An 18,345-nucleotide genomic window follows, 5' to 3' on the forward strand; every position below is an offset into this window, starting at 1 on the left:
TATGGTATGAAAGATGAAAATGCTGTCTTACATTTGCGGCATCTCAAAGGGGTGCCAAATCCCGAACGAAAATCAGGCTGGTCCTGAATAGCGTCCAGGAAGAAGCTGAGATTATACCCAAAGAACCTGGGCGGGTAATGCTGCCAAGGGAAGCGATAATCGCTATTAGGTAACGCATGGTTGCGCTAAAAAAGTTTTAGAAGGCAACTTAAAATCAATTTTTAACTTAGAATAATAGCCCCTTTTATTCGTAATCTATTTTACGAATGAAGTACACTATTTTCACAACACTGGCCTTGTTAGGTCTAACGATGGCCTCACAGGCCCAACAACAACCGGCAGATTCTTTAGAGGGTAAAAAAGTAGTCTTAGACGAAGTCTTTGTTTCCGCAATCCGGGTAACAAAAGAATCTCCGGTAACATTCTCAAACTTAACCAAAGAGGATATTAAACCTCGAAATCTTGGTCAGGATATTCCTGTTTTGATGAATTTTCTGCCCTCTGTGGTAACCACATCAGACGCTGGTGCGGGAATTGGATACACTGGTATTCGTGTTCGTGGCAGTGATGCCACAAGGGTAAATGTAACCATTAACGGTATACCTTATAATGATGCGGAATCGCAAGGAACTTTTTGGGTTAATATGCCAGATTTTGCATCGTCTACAGAAAGTTTACAGTTACAGCGGGGGGTAGGTACTTCTACGAATGGTGCTGGAGCTTTTGGCGCAAGTCTAAATTTATTGACGGACGGATTTTCCGAGGAAGCCTATGCACAAATCTCGTCTTCAGTAGGAAGTTTTAACACCTTACGCAGTAATCTAAAATTTAGCACCGGTCTTTTAAATGACCATGTTGAGGTTTCAGGTCGTTTGTCTAAAATAAACTCGGACGGCTACATCGATAGGGCGCGTGCGGATATGGATTCCTATTTTTTGCAAGGAGCGTTTAAGGACGACAATACCTTGATCAAGGCCATATTATTTGGAGGACATGAAATAACCTATCAATCTTGGTTCGGTATAGATGCTGCTACTTTAGAAAGCGATAGAACTTTTAACCCTGCAGGAATATTTACCGATGAGAACGGTGATACACAGTTCTATGATAATGAGGTAGACAATTACAAGCAGGACCATGCGCAACTCTTATGGAACGAACAGATTTCGAATACTTGGAGCACCAATATTGCACTACATTATACTCGTGGAAGAGGTTTTTTTGAGCAATTTAGAGAAGATGATGATTTTGCTACCTATGGTTTTGAACCACTGAATGTTAACGGTGAAGAAGTAAATACGACCGATTTAATCCGAAGACGTTGGTTAGACAATGATTTTTATGGCGCGGTGTTCTCCGCAAATTACGTCAAGGACAATTTAAACCTGATTATGGGTGGTGGTTGGAACAAGTATGAAGGAGACCATTTTGGCGAAGTTATCTGGGCCCGTTTCGCAAGCAATAGTGAAATTAGAGACCGTTACTATGATGATAATTCCACGAAGACCGACTTTAATTTCTACACTAAAGCAAATTACTCCATAGACGAGCAATGGTCACTTTACGGCGATTTGCAATACAGAAGAGTAGGATACCGAGCAAACGGTGAGGATACCGGCATAGTAGACGACACTTTTAATTTTTTCAATCCTAAAGCGGGTGTTACGTTCGATTTAAACCGTAACAATAACTTCTATTTCTCCTATGCCGTAGCTAACCGGGAACCAAATAGAAACGATTATGAAAGTGGAAACCCAAGACCTGAAAAATTAAACGATTTTGAATTGGGATGGCGGTATGTTTCTCCAGATGTGCAGGTAAATACCAACATCTATTATATGAATTATAAAGATCAATTGGTCTTAACGGGAGAACTAAACGATGTTGGGGCTCCTTTACGAGAAAATGTAGGTGATAGTTACCGACTAGGATTAGAGATAGACGCTGCGATTAGATTAAGCGATAAATTCAGCTTACAACCTAACATAGCTTTGAGCACAAATAAGAACCAAGATTTTGTTTTCCAAAGAGATGGGGTGTTAGAGGAACTTGGGAATACCAATATTGCCTATTCGCCTAATATCATCTTTGGGAATATGTTCATGTATAGCCCCACGGACACTTTTCAAGTTTCATTATTATCTAAATACGTAGGAGAACAATATATGGGTAATATAGATGCGGAGGCATCAATTTTAGATGCTTATTCTCAAACTGATTTTAATGTGCAGTACGAGTTAAAATGTGATGGTTTTTTAAAGAGTATTGTATTCTCTGGATTGGTAAATAACATATTTGACGCTAAGTTTGAGTCCAACGGTTATTTTTTCACTTTTGATGATGATTTCTCGGACCCAAATGTAATAACCACAATTGAAGGTGCGGGATTTTATCCGCAGGCCGGAATAAACTTTCTACTAGGGGCAACAGTCAATTTTTAGTGGAAAGGATGTTTCAGGATTTGAAACTATATCATAGGGATAGTTTTATAACTACCAATATCCCTGCTTTTAAGGATAGTGAACTAAGAACCGCTTTGCAACGGTTCTTAGGACTACCCCAATCTCAAAGAATGGAGTTTTCTCAAAAGGAACTAGGGGTTGCTTTTGATGGGTACTCATACTTAGGCCAAACGGATAGTTTAAACCAGTACGATAAAGATTTGTTACACTCCTTTGTGCTTTCTGATATAAGCGATCAAGAAAATTTTCCTGAAGTTTTTCAGGCGTATTTAAGCCAAGAGTTTCCGGAGCAGTTGGTGTGGATCAGAGAATTGGAGAAAGAAGTATTGAAGAGATTAGGTTTTAACGAGTTTGGTGCTTTCTATGAGAACCATATAAAACACATGGTGTCCTGTAATTTTTATCCGGAGTTGGCAATTAAAGCCCGTAATATATTGCCCTCGGAACGACTTTCATACCATACCGATGTTTCTTTGTTTTCCGTATTTCTTTTTGGACTCGAGTCTGGCTTTTCTTACGAAAGGGCCTCTGGAGACAAAGTTGTTTTGGACCACATAGATGAGGTAGTGCTCTTTCCAGGCCATTTAATGGAATTAATGTCCAATGGAAAAATAAAGGCTCTGAAACATGGAGTAATACTACCTGAAAACAGAAGGGAGCAACGATTTTCGTTTGCCTTCTTTTCCTTACCCGCACCGCAGGCTAACATACAGTTCGGCTCGTTCAAAGGAAGTGGAAAAGACTATTATGAACAGTACCTAAATCAGTTTTAAGTGAATGCCGAAAATATAGCTTTGAGTATAGAGATTATGGCGGTGGTATTTGGCTTGGCCTATCTTTATTTCTTGATAAAGGAAAAAAGAATATGCTGGCTGTTCGGCATAGCCTCTTCGTTATTAAGTATAATTCTCTTTTATCAGAACAACCTGTATTCAGAAGCTATCTTATTTGTTTATTATGTTATTATAGGTGTTTATGGGTTTTGGTTATGGACCACTAGGGACGGGCAAAACACATCTATTACCATTGTTAAAATACCCAAAAAAACACTTTGGGTAAGTATTGTTTTAGGTGCTTTAGGGGCGATTTCTTTGGGATGGTTCTTCACAAATTTCACAGATGCGGATAGCCCTTATTTTGATGCCACTACAACGGCTTTCAGTTTTGTGGCCAGCTATTTAGAGGTTAAAAAATACATAGCGGCGTGGCTATTTTGGATAGTGATTAACGGAGCTACTATTTTTTTGTATTTAACAAAAGACTTGAACATATATACTTTATTAACCATAGTATATTTTGGCTTCTCCTTTTATGGTTTTTGGAATTGGAGAGAAAAATACAGGGATACCGTTCCACAGCCCTGACAATATTCACCTAAAAACGTATTCATATGACAAAACTTACGATTGCCCTAGATTGGACTGCAAATACGAACCATAGCGGTTTTTATGTTGCAAAAGAAAAAGGATTCTATAACGATTTAGGATTAGAGGTTACCCTATTGACACCAGATAGTGATAATTATGAGGTGACACCTGCAAAAAAAGTAGAATTGGGACAAGCAGATTTTGCACTTTGCCCCTTTGAAAGTATAGTGAGTTACCGCACTAAGAAGAAACCCTTCGATGCCATAGCAATAGCGACTATATTTAAGGAAGATATTAGCGCAATAGCAGTGTTGGAATCGAGTGGTATACGAAGCCCTAAAGATTTGGATGGTTGTACATATGCTTCCTATAAGGCTCGTTATGAAGATGAGATTGTTAGTCAAATGATAAAGAATGATGGTGGTCATGGAGCTTTTGTGATAACTTACCCGGAGAAGTTGGGGATTTGGGAAACAATCCTTAACGGTACCGCAGATGCCACATGGATTTTTTCAAATTGGGAAGGCATACGGGCAGCAGCGGAAGAGGTAAAACTAAATCTCTTTAAAATGAGTGATTACGGCATTCCTTATGGTTATTCCCCTGTGATTATGGCTAGTGAAAAAGCTGCTAAAGAACATAAAAAAGTATATTCCGAGTTTATACGAGCAACCAAAAAAGGATTTATATACACGCAGCATAATCCTGAAACCGCGGTGGCATGTATTGCTCCGTTTGTAGCGGTGGCGGATAAAAATATCAATCTTTTGGAAAGTCAAAAATTTACTTCGCCATATTACGGGAATACCGAAAATTGGGGTGTCCTAGAAGAAAAACATGTTACTGACTTTCTAAATTGGCTTCAGCGGTACCAATTGGAAGAAACATCTTTATCCTTTAAGGATTTAGTTTTGTAGGATTTTTTTCACTCACAGGATAATAAAAGTAGGAATTTTCTTTATAATAATCTATCTTTAGTAGAAATGATTATAGTAGACCTTAAATGAGTGAAGTTAAAAGGCTAGAAGAGCTTTATGCCCATCAGATTTTAGACACGCCCTCGGAAAAGAAATTGGATGATATTGTAGAGATAGCCGCTACACTATGTGATACGCCTATTGCAGCCATTTCCTTTTTCGATAAGGACAGACAATGGTTCAAAGCTAAGAAAGGGGTTTTTATTGATGAAATAGCCTCGTTGAACGATATATGTTTATATGCAATCGCAAATCCGAGTAAGGTATTGGTTGTAGAAGATGCTATACTTGATGTGCGCTTTACAAAAGTCAGTTCTTTTGATATTGGAAAAAAGACCATTCGCTTCTTGGTGAACGTGCCGCTAACTACCCTGGAAGGTCATGTCTTGGGCGTACTTTCGGTAATGGATTTAAAACTTGGTAAAATAACGCCGAGAAAAATAAATGCCCTAAAACTCTTGGCTTTAGAGGTAGTGCAGTATCTCCAATCCAAGAAAGCGATTTACGCACAGGAGCTTACCCTTAAAAAAGGCACCATGGCTTTGGAGCGTTTCTCCAATCAGTCTACCAGTATCTTTCTACAATTTGAAATTGATGCCCAAGGAAAGTTGAATTTTCTTTTTATAAGTAAAGGTATCAACAAGATACATCCAAGTTTAGACGATGAGAAGATTCTAGAAAACCCGGAAGAAATATATACCATTATACATCCAGATGATTTAAGTTACTTAAAACAAACCATCTTAGATTCGTGTGTTAACCTTAGAATGTGGCAGTCAGAATTTAGGATAGTATCGGAGAACGGGATTGTTTCTTGGCACGAGGGCATGGCAAAACCAGTCAAGAAGGAAGATGGAAAAGTGATGTGGTATGGTACATTTCAAGATATTTCAAGCAAAAAAGAATACGTTAAAACCTTAGAACAAATGTCCTTCGATATTTCTCATGTGCTAAGAAAACCTATTACTACATTAATGAGCATCATTTCCGTTATAGAGATTGAGAAAGACATGGACGAGCAATCCTTAAAGATGTATGCGGGCTATTTAAAATCCGTAGGGGAAGAATTGGATAAGTTTACCAAAATGCTCAACGATAGTTATTATGATAAATGGATGGGAACACAAGAGTAGTTCCCATAAAATAAGGCTTAGTTAGATATGGTTACGATGTTACCGTTGAACGTGGCTCTATATTCTAACATATCGTAGTAACGGTTACCATCATCCGGTCTGTTAATTTGCTGCCCCGTAAACAAGCTATACTGATAATCCTCGCACTCGCATGTGGCCAACTGCCCGTCTAGGACCATAGTAGAACAGGAATTTGGCGCATGGTTGGGACAGCCGGCTTCGAACGCCCTAAATTGATTAAAGCCGGCATTGATAATAAAAACACCACGGGTGCCTACACCTGCATTCGGCACCAAAACAGCGCTTCCAGTATTGGTCAGCGGACTGTAAAGTGGTAAATTCAAATTCGCATCGAACCTAAAACCTATTTCTTGTAGGAACGGATTTCTGTTGGTTTGCTCATTAGAACAAGAGACCACCAATACAATCAAAAGAATCCTTAAAATACGGCTCATACCCAGTTATGCTTTTACTCGATAATCGAGATTATATGCTCCGACGCTTACGTCGAAATTAAATGTAATTTTCCATTGAATGCCTCGCGGACTTGCCCCGAGGTAGTTTACTGAAAGGTGAACAAAAATGCGCAAAAAATATGTATATTTGCGTTAAATCCTCTCTAAAAAAGCCCCATTATAAGGGTAAAGCAGAGGATTTTCCTATTTATTAAACGAGTAAATTATGAGTAACGTATCTTACTACACGGTAGAGGGCTTAAAAAAGCTAAAAGATGAACTGAATCATCTTAGAGATATAGAACGCCCCAAAGCATCACAGGCAATAGCAGAAGCTCGTGATAAAGGAGATTTATCTGAAAATGCGGAGTACGACGCGGCCAAAGAAGCGCAAGGTCTTTTAGAAATGAAGATTTCCAAAATGGAGGGGGTTTTAGCTAATGCAAGACTGATAGACGAATCACAATTGGATACGTCTAAAGTACTCGTATTATCTACAGTAAAATTGAAGAACCAGACCAATGGTATGGAGGTGAAGTATAAGTTGGTTGCCGAAAGTGAAGCGGATTTAAAAACAGGAAAAATATCGGTAAATTCTCCTATAGGTAAGGGCCTTTTGGGTAAAAGCGTTGGAGATACTGCAGAAATTACGGTTCCTAATGGTACATTAAAGTTTGATATTCTTGAGATTACAAGAGAATAGAACTGTTTTAATACCTATATTTAATCCCATTATGTCTCATAATGGGATTTTTAGTTTCATGTAATTAATGACCATGCCAACACTATTTACCAAAATCGTCAATGGGGAAATACCGTGTTACAAAATAGCGGAAGATGACCATTTTTTAGCCTTTTTGGATATTAATCCAAACGCAAAAGGACATACACTTTGTATTCCCAAGCAGGAGGTAGACAAATTACTAGACTTGGATGAGGATACTTATGCTGCGCTCATGGCTTTTTCTAGAAGAGTAGGTTTAGCTTTAAGAAAAACTGTTGAATGCAAGCGTATAGGTATGTCCGTAATAGGCTTAGAAGTACCCCATGTGCATGTGCATCTGATTCCATTAACCACTATGAAGGATGCAAATTTTCAAAATAAAGTCAGTTTATCTCCTGAAGAATTTAAAGATTTGGCAGCAAAAATCAGTGCTAAATTTTAATGGTTCCTCCCAAATAAAAATACAAGCCTACAGCAGTCAAGACTAGAACAATCAAAATCAATAGATAAAAGAGAAAGGTAGGTTTGCTCGATTTTTTCTCGGGTACTACTGTTTTTTGATAGTAGTTGAACATACGTTCAATATCGTCTGTCCAAGCAACCGGATATATCATAGAGCTACATTTACGACAAACAAGTTGATTACTTACTTCGTTCGTAGTTTTATGAAAAAAACGTCCGTAGGTGTGTTTTTGATAAAAAGAAAGTTTTAGGTCCTGATTAAAACACTCTGGACAATTATTGGTTAGATCCGCTTCCTTTATAACAATCAATTTTTCCTTTGCCATGACTACTTATGAGCTTTGAGGGAAATTTGCATTATAGTACCCTCTTTACCTGACGAAAGTACCTTTATTTTTCCGTTATGATATTCTTCTATAATTCTCTTGACCAGTGAAAGTCCTAGACCCCAACCTCTTCGTTTAGAGGTTACCCCTGGATTAAAGATACTGGTAAAATTACTTTTAGGGATTCCATGGCCTGTATCGGCAACTAAAATATTTACGAATTTACCATCAGGAACTATTTCAATGGCAATACTTCCTTTACCGCGCATGGCATCAATTCCGTTCTTAACCAAGTTTTCTATAGTCCAGTTAAACAAAGAACTATTCATTAAAACCAATTGCGATTCTACTTTAGAATTAAAGGTGAAATGAATTAGCTTGGAGCTTCTTTTCTTCAAATAGTCAAATGCCGCCTTTGTCTCTTGAACGATATCACTTTCATTAAGTTTGGGTAGCGAACCAATTTTGGAGAAGCGTTCGGTAATAGTTTCCAACCGGTCTATATCCTTTGCTATTTCTTTGGTAATATCCGGATTTATATGTTCAGATTTCAACAACTCGTTCCAGCCCAATAAAGAAGACAATGGTGTACCGATTTGGTGCGCGGTTTCCTTTGCCATCCCTGCCCAAAGCTTATTTTGTTCTGAGGCTTTATTTGTTCTAAATAGAAAATAGATTACCGCGCCAAAAAGAAAGATGATTAGGAGTAAGGCTATGGGATAATACTTTAGCTTGTTCAAAACTTCGGAATTTCCGTAATATAATGTTGCCAAATGTTCGCCTTGCTGATCAATGGATACAGGCGTATTCTCGTTTTGAAATTGCCTTAATTTTTTTTGTATGTAAAGCGAATCGGATGCTTTTTCGGCGGGAATATTATTCACTCTAATAGTACTATCCTTATTGATTAGAATCATTGGAGTAGAGGTATTGTTCTGAAATACTTTTAGATGTAAACTTCCTAAATCTACATCTTCCGCAGAGTGAAGAAATTCTGATTGTGCAGTGGCCCAAATCTCCATTTTAAGTCGCTCTTCTTCCTTAAAAGTTTTAAAAAAGCTGTTGGTATTCAATAAGATAAGGCTTACAACAATAAAGGAGCCTACTAATAAAAATATATTTGAAGTTTTACTCTTAGGATTAAATTTCATCCATTTCGTTTCTATTACTAAAGATAACCTAATTTGTAAAAAATTGTTGTGTTGTATTAGTGGACTATTGTTTTATTGTAGTGTCATTTTATGTATTTTTGATTTTTACAGTAAAACGAGCGTTTAAGATGGAAATAGAAGGAAAAGTTAAGTTGGTCGGAGAGACTAAAACTTTTGGAACGAATGGTTTCAGAAAAAGAGAATTGGTAGTAACCACCGATGAGCAGTATCCACAACATATTATGGTAGAATTTGTTCAGGATAAATGTGATTTGTTGAACAGTTATGGTGTTGGTCAGGATGTAAAGGTCAGTATTAATTTACGAGGTAGAGAGTGGACCAACCCACAGGGTGAGGTTAAGTATTTTAACTCTATACAAGGATGGCGTATAGAGAGTTTGCAGCAACAAGCGCAGCCGGAAGGAATGCCGCCTGTACCGCCAATGGAAGCTTTTGAACCAGCTGACAATTTAAATGAAGAAGATCATGATGATCTTCCGTTTTAAGAGGTAAGGTCCCAAATAATTGTTTGGAATAGAGCTGTCCTTTTAGAGTATTGATAAAGCGAAAAACTTGTTTGACCTAAAAAGTTAAACAAGTTTTTTGCTTTTTGGGCTTTTTAATAATTTTAAAAGAAAAAAGCTTGAAAGAAGAAACAACAGACGGACCCATATTCTTTCTTTCCGACCAGTTGTACTTTCCACCTGTGGAACAAGCCAACTCGGAAGGACTCTTGGCAGTAGGGGGCAATCTCTCTTCTGAGCGTCTTTTATTGGCCTATCAGAGTGGAATTTTTCCTTGGTTCAATGACGATGCCTTTCTAATGTGGTGGAGCCCAAAGACACGAATGGTACTTTATCCAGAAGAGGTCAAGGTCTCTAAAAGTATGCAAAAAGTAATACGCTCAGGGCAGTTTCGTTTAACTAAGAACAAGCGTTTCAAGGCGGTTATAGAACATTGTTCCGCTGTCCCAAGAGACGGCCAAGAAGGCACTTGGATAACGGATGATATGAAAAAAGCCTATTTGGAACTTCATAAAAAAGGTTTTGCAACGTCCTATGAGGTGTGGGATGAAAAAGAACTGGTGGGAGGTTTATACGGTATTGATTTAGGACATATATTCTGCGGAGAAAGCATGTTCAGTTTAAAGGCTAATGCGTCAAAATTTGCCTTTATTCAAATGGCCAAAGAATTAGAGGGAAAGAACTATAAATTAATTGATTGTCAGCTTTACACAGATCATTTGGCCAGTTTAGGTGCGCGGGAAATAGAACGAACGCTCTTTATGAAAAGACTAAAGGGACAAAACTAAATTTGTAATTAAAAAGGCCACATTTTCAGTTTCCGCGTTATAATTTTCTGCACGGTATTCCGCGCCAAGTTGAAATTTGGTCTTTTTGCTGAGTAGCCATCCCAATTGGGCAGTTATACGTTGGTCGTATTCCGGTCCCATTGCTTTTCCTACACTGAGCAAAGCTTCTGTGGATATTACTAAATACGATTCGCCGATATCTAACTCAACACCCTGTAAAGGTAAATCTACAGCAAGCCTATATCTTAATCTATGTATTGTAGAAAGGGTTGTAATACGTTGTTCTGTCCTGAAGCGATGTCCAATTCTAAGTATTCTTGCTTTATGTGTAATATTATATTGCTGAGTAATACGGAGTTCGTTTTCTTTGTCCCGTTCAAAATTCTCGCGAAATCTATATTGTAATCCTAGTCCTAAACTTTGGTTGTCGCGTAGTTTAAGTTTGGAGAAATGTACAAAATCTAACTGTCTAATTTCGAAGGCTGAGGCAGATTCCCTATAGATATACGTACGTTTTGCTAAGGAAGCGTTTTGAGCATAATTCCCGGTTACTTTGTAGTTTAAAGCAAGCTGAGGTTGCCAATACCCCGTCCAGTTGTCTTGGCCTTGCACATATTGTAAAAGCGTCCAAAAAAAGATGGAGATAACGCAATTTTTTCTAGTAAAGCACATGGTCGTAATTAGGCGGGAGTGACTTTCGTATCTTTTTAAAATTTCCTTCAGCATCAAAAAGAATTTCGTAATCAAAGTAGCTCTTATCAACTTTTCCGGCGACTACTAATTCATAATTCAATGAGGGTAATAATAGGTTTTGAAAGGCATTCCTAAACGTTTTTTTAAGTTGTTCTTGGTTTGCAGGATATTGTTGCTGTATTCGCTTTATACGGTGTTTTGAAAACGCCGAGTTAAAGTAGGTTTTCATTTTTACAAGGGCATCTGAAGGGATATCTACTTGTTTTATAAGCACTTCAATATCTTCTAGTTGGCCACTTTGGTCAAACTCTACACTATACCAAAGTTTCTCTTTTTTAAATTTTGCTTCAAAACTGGTCTTTGCACTATCAGTCTCCTTATAAAATTTGAGTCTTTTAACCTTGCCCAGCTCACTTTCCATTAAATCTAGGGCCACTCTTGGAAATTGTGATTTCCGAATGCGATATTCACGTTCATATTTATTTTGCGATGAAGCAAAAGAGCAGCAGCCAATGAGTAAGAATAGGAATAATTTATTTTTCATATTTTCTAACATCTAACATCTAACATCTAACATCTAACATCTAACAGCTACACTTCAGAATATCTAAAACAATTTATTTCATGGTCATTGACCATTCCTATTGCCTGCATATAAGCGTAAACTACGGTGCTCCCAACAAATTTAAAACCTCTTTTCTTTAAATCCTTGCTGATTTTGTCTGAAAGCGTGGTATTTGCAGGACCTTCCTTGTAATTTTTTATGGTATTGATGATAGGTTCCTGATCTATAAAATCCCAGATGTACGTACTGAAACTTCCATACGCTTGCTGCACTTCCATAAAGGCAATGGCATTGGTTATAGTGGCATTAACTTTTAGTTTGTTTCGAATAATACCTGCGTTCTCAAGTAGTTGTGCTTTTTTATTTTCATCGTACAGCGCAATTTTCTCATAATCGAAATTATCAAAAGCTGCCCTAAAGTTCTCTCTTTTCTTTAATATGGTTATCCAACTAAGGCCTGCTTGGAAACATTCAAGAATAAGAAATTCAAATAACGTACGATCATCCCTAACGGGAACACCCCATTCTTTATCATGATAATTTTCATACAACGTGTTACCGATACACCAGCCACATTTGTGTTTTTCCATTGCATGAAATTAGTGATTTATGGAATAGGAACAGCTTTAAAAAGATTGTACTACCCATAAATATAATGGCATGCCTAATGTTATATTAAAGGGAAAGGTAATAGCTAATGCCATGGGCAGATATAAACTTGGGTTAGCTTTCGGGGCAGCTAAACGCATTGCTGCCGGCACTGCTATATAGGATGCACTGGCTGCCAATATTGCAAAGAGAAACCGATTGCCAACACTTTCCGTAAAGGCAGAACTGACGATGGCAACAGTGATACCGTTAATTAATGGAATAATAATAGCGAATAGAAAAGCAAACCAACCTTTCTTGAGAAAATCATTTAATTTTTTACCACTTGTGATTCCCATATCTAATAGAAATACAGCTAAAAATCCTTTAAAAATATCAGTTGTAAAGGGTTCAATACCTCTGGCTTGTTGATCACTGGCCAAAAAGCCGATTACAAGGCTACCTAAAATTAGGAGCACACTTCCATTGGTTAGCGAATGTTTTACCACTCCCGTTAAACTGATTTTATTCTTTTTATCCTTTTTGTCTTTTTGGAAATAGGACATTAGCAGTACGCCAATTATAATGGACGGTGCTTCCATAAGGGCCATGACGGCCACCATATGTCCGCCAAATGGTATTTGTTCAATTTCTAGGAAGGAAACAGCGGTTACAAAAGTTACGGCACTGACAGAGCCATAGGCTGCGGCTATTGCTCCAGAGTTGGCTACGCTAAATTTTCTTCGAAGGATAAAGTAACTGAATATAGGAACAAACAACGCCAAGAAGACCCCGAACAATAAGGACCATAGTATTTCTAAATCCAGATTACTATGAGAAAGTTCCATCCCACCCTTAAAACCTATGGAGAACATTAGATAAAGTGATATAAATTTTGAGGAATTAGGCGGTATTTCCAAGTCGCTCTTTAGCGATACTGCCAAGATGCCCAGAAAGAAAAAAAGTAAGGCAGGGTTGGTTAGGTTGTCAAGCAACAAGTGTAAGTCCATAAGTAGTTTAGTGGTTTAAAAAGGAGGTTTTAGGCCTGCTCATTTATAGCGATGAGTTTAATAGTGATATCTCCATCAATTTGGAGTTTATAGCCCTCGTTTCTAGCTTTTAGAATAAGGTCTTTTGCACTATTTTTTGAATTTTTGAGTGATGTTATACGTTGTTCCGACCATTGCATATCGTTATCTACTCCATTTTGAAGGCTAAGGATTTGTAGATGATGGAATTTTATTTTATCGCTGATAAGAGAAAAGAGTACATCCGCTGCCTCAGCAGGAGAGAATGTACCCTTTACAAGATTTATGGTTTGGTCTGGTTTCAACGGTAGTCTTTTAAGAATTACCCATGGCCTTTACCACTAGTATACATGATATGATACCCGAAGCAACTAACAGGCGATCCATAAACAAGTTGTTATTTGTATACGAGGTAATTAAAAAACCGGCTATGGCTATAAAACCAAGGCCAAGATATAAATGTGCTTTTTTAAGTGACATAAGAATACATTTAAGATGGGTTGCCCTATTTGTTAATGGATATGGTAAGAACACCGTCTATTTTTAACGTAAGTCCTTCTGCTCTTGCCTGTGCAAAAAAATCTTTAGCAATAGATTTTTCATGCTCTAGTTCAGTGATACGCTCATCTGGGTATTTAGTATTTGCCTCGGAGTGTCCCTCGCACAACGAAAGTCGTTGTAGTTTATGAAAATTAATTTTTTCATTAAGTAGTGCCAAGACTACGTCAGATGCTTCAGAAACGGTAAAGTTTCCGTCTACTAAGTTTATTTTTTGAGTGGTCTTTGGTCTTACGTTTTCTACTGTTGCTTTCATGGTCTTATTTTTATTAGTTCATTTTATTACAGTGCAAAGTTTAAAATAATAATTCATAAGTTTTTATTTATATTTATTATATTAAACATTAATATTGTTTATGAACTATACATTACATCAACTTCAGGTTTTTCTAAAAGTGTCGGAAAAAGAGAGTATTACCAAGGCAGCGGAAGAATTATTTTTAACGCAGCCTGCGGTATCTATTCAGCTTAGGAATTTCCAAGATCAATTTTCAATACCATTGACAGAGGTCGTAGGAAGAAAGCTTTACATCACCGATTTTGGTCGGGAAATTGCCGAGGCGGCCGAAAAAATTTTGGATCAAGTTTATGCGATTAATTATAAATCTTCATCTTACGAAGGTAATTTGTCAGGAAGATTAAAGATCTCCATAGTATCTACGGGTAAATACGTAATGCCTTATTTTCTGTCGAATTTTATAAAGAATAATGATGGAGTGGAACTTTTAATGGATGTTACCAATAAGTCTAAAGTAGTGAAGGCTTTGGAGTTGAATGAAGTGGACTTTGCATTGGTTTCCGTTTTGCCAAGTCATTTAAAAATGGATAAGATCGCTCTAATGGAAAACAAGCTCTTTTTGGTTGGGGATATGAAACGTAGCTTTAAGTCTAAGAATAAAAATAAAATTTTCAAGGACCTTCCATTAATTTATAGAGAACAAGGCTCAGCTACAAGAGGTGCAATGGAAGATTTTATAAGGAAGAACAACCTGCCCACGTCAAAAAAAATTGAGTTAACCTCAAATGAAGCCGTAAAGCAAGCTGTAATTGCGGGTTTGGGTTATTCCATTATGCCATTAATAGGTATAAAGAATGAATTGCGTAATGGCGATTTACAAATTATTGAAGTTTCTGGTTTACCTATTAGTACCACATGGAACCTAGTTTGGTTACAGTCAAAGAACCTTTCTCCTGCTGCAAGTGCATTCTTGGAGTACGTAAAACAAGATAAGGAGGGTGTTATAGCAGAACATTTTGATTGGTTTGAAGGTATAGAATAAGTAAAATTCAGTTAAACTTTAGCCGTGTTTTCTCTAAGAATGGTGGCTAGTTCCTCATCCATATACACTATTGGAACAGAATATAACATAGGCATATTAGTGCTAAAATTCTTTTTCAGCACATCATTGATCGTTTTAAAAAGTAGTGCTTTCGTTTTGCCTATTATTAATGTTTGTTTAGTGGATATCAGTTGTCCTTCAGCATTTTTTTTCTCGTAGACTGTTTTCTCTGATACGGCAGCTTGTAAGAGTAAATTCTTATCCATCAATAAATTTATGATTTGAAGTGCTTGAGTCTTATCCTTAGCTATAATGTGTGCTAGTATCATATCATTAATTTAAAACACTGGTCATATTTTGTAGGATATCTAGCGAAGAACTATCCAAGTATGACCGGTGTTGAGAACAAAAGTTTATACTTTAACGAGTCTCCTCAATATTTTTCCCAACAGGTATCAATTTAGCATTAACAGTGGTTAGGTGATTAAAAAAACTTTCGCCATCTTCTCTTCTTAAGACCGCTCTTCTTGTGCCGTCTGAATTTAGATCTAAACTATCTATGATAAATTTAGTACCATAAACATTAATGTAGTTTCCGCTTCCGTCCCAATTGTCCAAACCACCAATGACAATTGCAGCACCGGTTTGTTTACCACTTATATTGTGTTGTTCAATAGGAGAACGTCCATTAACATCATTATTTTCAAATTGTATATAGAACAGCTCTTGGGCTTGCCCGAATAGCGGTGATAAAACGATTATTAGTAGTAGAAGTCTTTTCATAGGTAAAAATTTTAAAAAAGATAAGAAATAAGACGTCTGTAAATGTAGAGCTATCGTTAAAAATTAGTTAAACTATTATTATATAATAGCAATACTATTATATTTGTGTGAATCAAAATAATACTTAATGGAACATTTACTGCAGACTGTTACAATAAGAATCAACGATAAGATTTTCTTAAAAGATCCGGAATCATCTGATTTGGGCAAACGAATCGTTGAGAATAGTATACTTATGATCAGTGAAATGGGTTTTGAAAGTTTTACCTTCAAAAAACTAGGAACCAAAATAGGGTCTAATGAAAGCTCTATCTATCGCTATTTTGAAAACAAACACAAATTACTGTTGTATCTAACTTCTTGGTATTGGGGATGGTTAGAGTATCAATTGGTTTTTGCTACTAATGGAATTGTTAATCCAGAGGAAAAATTAAGAAAGGCCATAGAAATAGTTACTAAAACTACCGTTGAGGATACTTCTTTTTCACATATTAATGAGGTACTTTTAAACAAGATTGTAATTAACGAATATTCCAAATCATATTTAACCAAAGAAGTGGATACAGAAAATAAAGAAGGTTATTTTGTCATCTACAAAAGATTGGTGAACCGCCTTAGTCAAATGATTACTGGTGTGGATTCTGATTATCCTTATCCTTCAAGTTTGGCAAGTACGCTTTTGGAAGGTTCCTTACATCAGCACTTTCTTAGAGATCACTTTAGTTCTTTAACGGATTTCCGTGAAAACGACGATCAAAAACAATACTTCTTAAACTTAGTGTTCTCATCACTTAAAGCCTAAACAGGAATGTCAAAAAATATTTTAACCGCTTGGCAGCGTCTCATAGGCATGCTACGTCTAGACAAAAGAGATGTTTTTCAAGTCTTTTACTATGCAATTTTTGCGGGAATAGTGAGCTTGTCGCTACCGTTGGGTATCCAAGCAATCATAAATCTAATACAGGGCGCACAAGTGAGTACTTCTTGGATTGTACTCGTAGTATTGGTGACCTTAGGGGTTGCTTTCGTGGGTATCTTACAACTGATGCAGATACGAATAATTGAAAATGTTCAGCAGAAAATTTTCACTAGGGCCTCGTTTGAGTTTTCTTATAGGTTTCCTAAAATAAAGATGAGCGAGTTACGGGATAATTATCCGCCAGAACTGGCCAACAGGTTTTTTGATATTTTAAATGTTCAAAAAGGCTTACCTAAGTTGTTAATAGATTTTCCTGCTGCACTTTTACAAATCATATTTGGATTACTATTGCTCTCTTTTTACCATCCTTTCTTTATTATCTATGGTATACTATTAATTATTCTCATCTATGTGGTTTTTAAATTTACGGTGCAGAAAGGACTGGAAACTAGTTTAGCGGAATCTAAGAGTAAATATAAGGTTGCGCATTGGATACAGGAAATCGCGAGGTCTATCGTTAGTTTTAAACTTTCTGGCAGAACTTCCCACGCCTTGGACAAGACAGATACATTAGTAGACAAATATTTGGTTTCTAGAGAAAGTCACTTTAGAATACTCGTATTGCAGTTTATCCAAATGATTGGTTTTAAGATTTTAGTTACTGCTGGTCTTTTACTCATTGGTGGTCTATTGGTTTTGAATCAAGAAATGAATATTGGACAATTTGTAGCGGCAGAAATCATTATACTATTGGTAATTGCCTCCGTGGAGAAGCTTATTCTTGGACTAGAGTCTTTTTATGACGTACTTACCTCATTGGAAAAGCTAGGGCAAGTAGTAGATAAGGAACTAGAGCCGCAAGATGGGGAGACTCCTTTCTTACATGACGATAAATTTAGCTTGGAGTTAAGTAATGTGAGTTATCATATTCCAAATTCCGAAAAGAAAATTATTGATGACCTTTCACTGTCGATTACGCCAAAGGATAGAATTCTTCTTAGTGGTCCGAACGGGTCAGGAAAATCAACCCTATTACGTTTAATAGCCGGTATAGTTGAGCCAACAGAAGGAAATATATATGTAAACAATATTTCCTTAAAAGGCTTGCATTTAAATTATTATCGAGCGCAATTGGGTCAATCACTCACAGAGGAATCCCCCTTTGAAGGTACGCTGTTAGACAATATTACTTTCGGAGACACATCAATACCAAAAGAGGATATACGATGGGCCGTTGAAAAATCTGGACTAAAACAGTTCGTAAAAGAACAGAAGATAGGCTTAAAGACAATTATTTATCCTGAAGGGAAACAGATATCAAGCACCATAGCTAAAAAGATAGTTTTGGCTAGGAGTATTGTTAGAAAGCCAAGACTATTAATTCTAAAAGATCCCCTTGACCAATTTGATTCTAGTGAGGCTACAAGAATAATGGATTTTTTAATCGACCCTGAGCATCCATGGGCCTTGGTTGTTGTGAGTCAAAATCCCAATTGGGTGAAGCGATGTGGTCGAATTTTGACCCTAAAGGAAGGAAGATTAATTAGCGAAAAGTAGAGAAG

At 36.9% G+C, this 18,345-nt stretch carries 24 protein-coding genes; 12 read left to right on the forward strand and 12 right to left on the reverse strand.

The window, feature by feature from the left end; genetic code table 11:
- The first annotated feature begins 266 nt into the window (after positions 1-266).
- From SJY09_RS15370 to SJY09_RS15390, 5 genes are all read left to right on the forward strand, one after another.
- On the forward strand, positions 267-2,441 hold the full coding sequence (locus tag SJY09_RS15370; protein ID WP_396636584.1) for a TonB-dependent receptor: 2,175 nt from the start codon (positions 267-269) through the stop codon (positions 2,439-2,441).
- An 8-nt stretch (positions 2,442-2,449) separates the two neighbouring features.
- Positions 2,450-3,235, forward strand: coding sequence for a 2OG-Fe(II) oxygenase family protein (locus SJY09_RS15375; protein ID WP_396636585.1), 786 nt, complete (start codon positions 2,450-2,452; stop codon positions 3,233-3,235).
- On the forward strand, positions 3,236-3,826 hold the full coding sequence (pnuC, locus tag SJY09_RS15380; protein ID WP_396636586.1) for a nicotinamide riboside transporter PnuC: 591 nt from the start codon (positions 3,236-3,238) through the stop codon (positions 3,824-3,826). It abuts the gene before it with no gap.
- Between the two features lie 26 nt (positions 3,827-3,852).
- Positions 3,853-4,746: an ABC transporter substrate-binding protein gene (locus tag SJY09_RS15385; protein WP_396636587.1), complete on the forward strand. Its 894-nt coding sequence runs from the start codon at positions 3,853-3,855 to the stop codon at positions 4,744-4,746.
- 86 nt (positions 4,747-4,832) lie between these two features.
- Positions 4,833-5,939, forward strand: a complete 1,107-nt coding sequence (locus tag SJY09_RS15390) for a PAS domain-containing protein (RefSeq protein WP_396636588.1) — start codon at positions 4,833-4,835, stop codon at positions 5,937-5,939.
- A 17-nt stretch (positions 5,940-5,956) separates the two neighbouring features.
- Here the strand turns inward: SJY09_RS15390 and SJY09_RS15395 are convergent, their stop codons facing one another.
- Positions 5,957-6,394 carry a hypothetical protein gene (locus tag SJY09_RS15395; RefSeq protein WP_396636589.1) on the reverse strand — a complete coding sequence of 146 codons (438 nt, stop codon included), beginning with the start codon at positions 6,392-6,394 and terminating at the stop codon, positions 5,957-5,959.
- 226 nt (positions 6,395-6,620) lie between these two features.
- Here SJY09_RS15395 and greA point away from each other — a divergent pair, with 226 nt between their 5' ends.
- Both greA and SJY09_RS15405 read left to right on the forward strand, forming a co-directional pair.
- The gene (gene greA / locus SJY09_RS15400) at positions 6,621-7,097 is read left to right on the forward strand and encodes a transcription elongation factor GreA (RefSeq protein ID WP_396636590.1); all 477 of its coding nucleotides are present in this window, start codon (positions 6,621-6,623) and stop codon (positions 7,095-7,097) included.
- Positions 7,098-7,170: 73 nt separating this feature from the next.
- Positions 7,171-7,560, forward strand: a complete 390-nt coding sequence (locus SJY09_RS15405; protein ID WP_396636591.1) for an HIT family protein — start codon at positions 7,171-7,173, stop codon at positions 7,558-7,560.
- Here SJY09_RS15405 and SJY09_RS15410 read toward each other — a convergent pair.
- Both SJY09_RS15410 and SJY09_RS15415 read right to left on the reverse strand, forming a co-directional pair.
- A complete protein-coding gene (locus SJY09_RS15410) occupies positions 7,550-7,906 on the reverse strand; it encodes a hypothetical protein (RefSeq protein WP_396636592.1) in 357 nt (118 codons plus the stop codon). The genes SJY09_RS15405 and SJY09_RS15410 overlap by 11 nt on opposite strands.
- Positions 7,907-7,908: 2 nt before the next feature.
- Positions 7,909-9,057, reverse strand: a complete 1,149-nt coding sequence (locus tag SJY09_RS15415; RefSeq protein ID WP_396636593.1) for a sensor histidine kinase — start codon at positions 9,055-9,057, stop codon at positions 7,909-7,911.
- Positions 9,058-9,185: 128 nt separating this feature from the next.
- On the opposite strand from SJY09_RS15415, the gene SJY09_RS15420 reads away from it, so the two are divergent.
- Positions 9,186-9,563: a DUF3127 domain-containing protein gene (locus SJY09_RS15420; protein WP_396636594.1), complete on the forward strand. Its 378-nt coding sequence runs from the start codon at positions 9,186-9,188 to the stop codon at positions 9,561-9,563.
- 137 nt (positions 9,564-9,700) lie between these two features.
- Complete coding sequence (aat, locus tag SJY09_RS15425) at positions 9,701-10,369, forward strand: leucyl/phenylalanyl-tRNA--protein transferase (protein WP_396636595.1); 669 nt, start codon at positions 9,701-9,703, stop codon at positions 10,367-10,369.
- On the opposite strand, the gene SJY09_RS15430 is transcribed toward aat, so the two are convergent.
- From SJY09_RS15430 to SJY09_RS15460, 7 genes are read right to left on the reverse strand one after another with little or no spacing between them, the layout of a single operon-like run.
- The gene (locus SJY09_RS15430) at positions 10,352-11,041 is read right to left on the reverse strand and encodes a DUF2490 domain-containing protein (RefSeq protein ID WP_396636596.1); all 690 of its coding nucleotides are present in this window, start codon (positions 11,039-11,041) and stop codon (positions 10,352-10,354) included. The two genes, aat and SJY09_RS15430, sit on opposite strands and share 18 nt — an antisense overlap.
- On the reverse strand, positions 11,028-11,606 hold the full coding sequence (locus tag SJY09_RS15435; RefSeq protein WP_396636597.1) for a hypothetical protein: 579 nt from the start codon (positions 11,604-11,606) through the stop codon (positions 11,028-11,030). The genes SJY09_RS15430 and SJY09_RS15435 overlap by 14 nt, the downstream gene beginning before the upstream one ends.
- A 47-nt stretch (positions 11,607-11,653) precedes the next feature.
- Positions 11,654-12,217 carry a DNA-3-methyladenine glycosylase I gene (locus tag SJY09_RS15440; RefSeq protein WP_396636598.1) on the reverse strand — a complete coding sequence of 188 codons (564 nt, stop codon included), beginning with the start codon at positions 12,215-12,217 and terminating at the stop codon, positions 11,654-11,656.
- 36 nt (positions 12,218-12,253) lie between these two features.
- Positions 12,254-13,225, reverse strand: coding sequence for a sodium-dependent bicarbonate transport family permease (locus SJY09_RS15445; protein ID WP_396636599.1), 972 nt, complete (start codon positions 13,223-13,225; stop codon positions 12,254-12,256).
- 29 nt (positions 13,226-13,254) lie between these two features.
- On the reverse strand, positions 13,255-13,548 hold the full coding sequence (locus tag SJY09_RS15450; RefSeq protein ID WP_396636600.1) for a hypothetical protein: 294 nt from the start codon (positions 13,546-13,548) through the stop codon (positions 13,255-13,257).
- A 10-nt stretch (positions 13,549-13,558) separates the two neighbouring features.
- Positions 13,559-13,723 (reverse strand): hypothetical protein, encoded by a 165-nt coding sequence (locus SJY09_RS15455; RefSeq protein WP_396636601.1) that lies wholly within the window; start codon positions 13,721-13,723, stop codon positions 13,559-13,561.
- 25 nt (positions 13,724-13,748) lie between these two features.
- A complete protein-coding gene (locus SJY09_RS15460; RefSeq protein ID WP_396636602.1) occupies positions 13,749-14,057 on the reverse strand; it encodes a hypothetical protein in 309 nt (102 codons plus the stop codon).
- 100 nt (positions 14,058-14,157) lie between these two features.
- Here SJY09_RS15460 and SJY09_RS15465 point away from each other — a divergent pair, with 100 nt between their 5' ends.
- The gene (locus SJY09_RS15465) at positions 14,158-15,081 is read left to right on the forward strand and encodes a LysR family transcriptional regulator (protein WP_396636603.1); all 924 of its coding nucleotides are present in this window, start codon (positions 14,158-14,160) and stop codon (positions 15,079-15,081) included.
- Positions 15,082-15,092: 11 nt separating this feature from the next.
- Here the strand turns inward: SJY09_RS15465 and cutA are convergent, their stop codons facing one another.
- Both cutA and SJY09_RS15475 read right to left on the reverse strand, forming a co-directional pair.
- Entirely contained in the window at positions 15,093-15,410 is a 318-nt protein-coding gene (gene cutA, locus SJY09_RS15470; protein WP_396636604.1) for a divalent cation tolerance protein CutA, read from the reverse strand.
- Positions 15,411-15,501: 91 nt separating this feature from the next.
- Positions 15,502-15,864, reverse strand: a complete 363-nt coding sequence (locus tag SJY09_RS15475) for a hypothetical protein (RefSeq protein WP_396636605.1) — start codon at positions 15,862-15,864, stop codon at positions 15,502-15,504.
- A 127-nt stretch (positions 15,865-15,991) separates the two neighbouring features.
- Between SJY09_RS15475 and SJY09_RS15480 the strand changes: the two genes are divergently transcribed.
- Positions 15,992-16,666: a TetR/AcrR family transcriptional regulator gene (locus SJY09_RS15480; protein ID WP_396636606.1), complete on the forward strand. Its 675-nt coding sequence runs from the start codon at positions 15,992-15,994 to the stop codon at positions 16,664-16,666.
- A gap of 6 nt (positions 16,667-16,672) precedes the next feature.
- Positions 16,673-18,340, forward strand: a complete 1,668-nt coding sequence (locus SJY09_RS15485; RefSeq protein WP_396636607.1) for a peptidase domain-containing ABC transporter — start codon at positions 16,673-16,675, stop codon at positions 18,338-18,340.
- Positions 18,341-18,345 lie beyond the last annotated feature (5 nt).

Origin of the sequence: Maribacter sp. R77961 (genome assembly GCF_044594925.1) — a bacterium.
Taxonomy (GTDB): domain Bacteria; phylum Bacteroidota; class Bacteroidia; order Flavobacteriales; family Flavobacteriaceae; genus Maribacter.